This window comes from Bradyrhizobium sp. (assembly GCF_019244115.1).
In the GTDB taxonomy this organism is placed as follows: Bacteria; Pseudomonadota; Alphaproteobacteria; order Rhizobiales; family Xanthobacteraceae; genus Bradyrhizobium.
In genome coordinates this window covers 1-2,556 of record NZ_JAFATE010000319.1, presented here as the reverse complement: position 1 = coordinate 2,556, position 2,556 = coordinate 1, and the positions used below count along the sequence as shown (strand labels likewise).

General features: G+C 66.9%; 2 protein-coding genes. Both read right to left on the bottom strand.

All coding sequences use genetic code 11. The annotated features are described in order from the left end of the window. On the bottom strand, positions 1-970 hold a 970-nt coding region (locus JOZ76_RS14245; RefSeq protein ID WP_291699265.1), incomplete at its 3' end, for an IS481 family transposase. A gap of 394 nt (positions 971-1,364) precedes the next feature. After that, positions 1,365-2,450, bottom strand: coding sequence for an IS110 family transposase (locus tag JOZ76_RS14240; protein ID WP_291699264.1), 1,086 nt, complete (start codon positions 2,448-2,450; stop codon positions 1,365-1,367). Positions 2,451-2,556 lie beyond the last annotated feature (106 nt).

Here is a 2,556-nt window from a genome sequence, read left to right as displayed (position 1 = left end):
TGTAGAAACCGGGAACGTTGTTCAGTTCGTGGAGGCGAGTTGCCGGCGGCTTGTGACTGAGGGAGCCGTGTGGTCGCCGCGTGTTGTACCAGTCAAGCCAGCCGGTGAGCGCGGCTCGGCGTTCAGCCGTCGAGCGGTAGATCGCTGCGTAGGCCCAGCCCGCGAGCAGCGTCTTGATGAACCGTTCGGCCTTGCCGTTGGTGCGTGGCCGGTATGCGCGGGTTCGGAGGTGCCGGATGTTGAGCGTGCGGCACGCGATCGCGTGGAGCATTGATCGGTAGGCGGGGCCGTTGTCGGTCATCACCCGCTGGACGGTGATGCCGTGAGCTCGGTAGAACGCGATGGCGCGCGTGAGGAACCCGATCGCGGTGGTCGCCTTCTCGTCGTCAAGCAGCTCGACATAGGCAAGCCGGCTGGCGTCGTCGACGCAGACGTGCACGAACTCCCAGCCGGTCGCGCCGAGCCGTTTGGGCCCGATGTGCGTCTGGCTGCTTCGCGTGCCTGTCATGCGGTGCCCTGCACCGCGCACGCTGATCTTGCCAAGCTTCTTGACGTCGATATGCAGCAGCTCCCCGGGCCGCGCTCGCTGGTAGCGGTTGGGCGGCTCGGGAGGCTCGAGTCGGGAAAGCTTGCCGAGCCCGATCCTGGTCAGGATGCCTGACACGGTTGAGAGCGCCATCCCTAGGCACTCAGCGATTTCTGCCGCCGTCATTCGTAGCCGCCTGAGGGTCGCGATCAGCTCGACCCGCGTTTCGTCAGTCCGACCCGGTACTTGTTGCGGGGCCGAGGAGCGATCCAGTAGCCCATCCAGTCCCTCGGCCTGGTAGCGGCCAAGCCACTTGCGCGCGGTGCGGTCACTGACGCCGGCCGCCTCGGCGGCCGTCGCCCGCGACCACCCCGCATGCTCGATCCTCTCCACGAGCAACTCGCGACCCTTGACGCTGAGCTTGGCGTTACGGTGCAGCTTCATCCGGTGTCCTCCTTGGGACTGAGGTGGCTTGAGCACCCTTCAGCCTCCAAGGAGCACCGGATGGCTAGCTCATCGGCGGAACAACGTGGTCAGGAACTACAGCTGATATGGCCGTCGGTTTGTCAAGTGGGCAGCGCTGATTAGCCCGGTTTGCAGGCTGTTTGAGAAGCGGCTGGGGGTCCCGGCGGCTCGGCGCGATGTCGAGTGTCGCGTGGGTCAGTCTGATGATGCGGGGGTTTGCCATCCCCAAGACGCTGGTTTCAGCGCCGGCGTGCGCGTGTCTAGGATCGAGCGTGGCCGCGAGCGGCTGCTCATAGCTGTATCGCGCGTGCCGGCGGCCCTTGGCCGACCGCCGGGATCCCGGGCGTGACCGCGATGTGATTGTGCGGTCAGGTCATGGCGCGGTCGCTGCCGCCCAGAGGAACCCGGCGAGCTCGCGGGCGATCGCGACGGTGGCGACGTTTGCGGGTTTGCCGCGCGCGTTGAAGCGCTTGTGCACTCGGTGCAGCCGGTGCTGTGCCTTCCACGCGATCTGCAGGATGTGATCGGGCTGTCCGTCCTGGCGACTGAGCAGTGTCTGGCCGATCCGAGGACGGCGGGAGTACTGCCAGGCGGACTCGACCAGCAGCCGCCGCGCGATGCTCGATCCCGTCTTCGTGATCGATCCGTGGGTCTTGCTCTCACCGGACTGATCCAGCGACGGGGTCAGTCCCAGCCAGCTGCTCAGCTGCCTGGGCGAGGAGAAGCGGCCCCAGTCACCACCGAGCTCGAGGTGCAGCATCAGCGCAGTCAGCGTGTCGACGCCGCGGAAGCAGCGCAATCGGGAAATCGTCGGCCACAGCCGCTCATCGGTCGCGATCCGCGAGAGGCGCTCATCGAGCGATCGGCGTCGTGCGAGCAGCCCATCGACTGCGGCGAGCCGATCCACGAACGCCAACTGCGTTGCCTCGAAGTCGAACTGCTGCGACGCGAGCCAGTTGTGATGCGCCCAGTTCCACGTCGTTGCGCCCGGATACACGCGACCCTCGACCAGCAACAGCTTCGACACGCGATGCCGCGCTCTAGCCAAATCCCGCCGGACCTGCTCGCGCGTGCGCGCGAGATGACGGATCGCCTCAAGCCAATCCGGCGGGACCACCACCGGCTTCAGCTGCCCGGCGAGCAGCAAACGAGCCAACAGCTCGGCGTCCTTGCGATCGGTCTTGACCCGATCGCCCTTCGCCCGCGGCGTCTTGCTCGGCGCGGCCACCACAACATGCACCCCTGCCTTCGTCGCCTGGCGGGCCAGGCCGAACCCCGTCGGCCCCGCCTCATACACCGCGCGCACAGGAGCGTTCAAGTCTGCGAGCCAGCTCACGACCTCCTCGGTGCCCTCACCGAACCGCACGCGCCGCAGCTCGCCAGTGACCACATCGATCGCCGCAGCATGCGTCGAACGGGCGTGCACATCCAACCCCACGCATGTCATCGTTGCCTGCATGGCCGGATCCTTTCGTCTGGGGTCAGCCGGAGCCCATCTCCGGCCAGTCAAACCCCCGCATGCGCGAAAGGGTCCGGCCAACCTCAGACAGACAACCGGCCTACAC